This is a genomic window from Psychrobacter sp. 1U2 (assembly GCF_051847575.1).
This window is the reverse complement of sequence record NZ_JBPYDC010001468.1, coordinates 1-595: the sequence shown is the minus strand read 5'-3', so window position 1 is coordinate 595 and position 595 is coordinate 1. Positions and strand designations below refer to the sequence as shown.

The window sequence follows — 595 nt, the reverse complement described above, 5'->3', positions numbered from 1 at the left end:
TCGAATGGGACAGTATGCTTGCTAAGGTCGCTGCAATGCCCATAACCTTGCCTGAGGATGCAACGCGATATGATAGTGCTTATAGTGCGCTGGTTTATGGCTGGATATTAGGAGGTGTCATAGAAGCGGTCACCGATATGACGCTGGCCGAAGCGTTACGTTGTTATCTAACGGAGCCGCTAGGTATTGCTAATAGTTGCTACTTTGGTGTGCCAAGCGATAAGGTAGATAAAGTGGCTGTATTGGTAAAAGATTTTGAAACCTTTAAGCAAGATCATAGTGTAGAGCGACCTAAGCTTAGTTCTCATCGAAATAAGCCAGTATTAAAACCTGACTCTAAAAATACATTGCGTACCTATGCAAATCTGTCAAGTTATAAATGCTGGAAGCAACACGCTGCAAAGCTTCAAACAACTAAAGAACATAGTGATGACAAAAATACAGAAGAATTTTCGATACTAGATACCGCTCAGATCAACCGTCTATACCTTAATACAAGTCAGCTAAATTTAAAGAACTATAAGGCTGCACTTATACCGGCCAACAAGCAACCTATAGATTACTATAATCGTCAAACGCTACAGGCAGTTATTCC

General features: G+C 41.0%; 1 pseudogene. It reads left to right on the top strand.

From position 1 onward, the window contains the following. Window positions 1-137: 137 nt before the first annotated feature. Window positions 138-595, top strand: a pseudogene (locus tag ACS8FD_RS22675) (serine hydrolase); the annotation flags it as partial.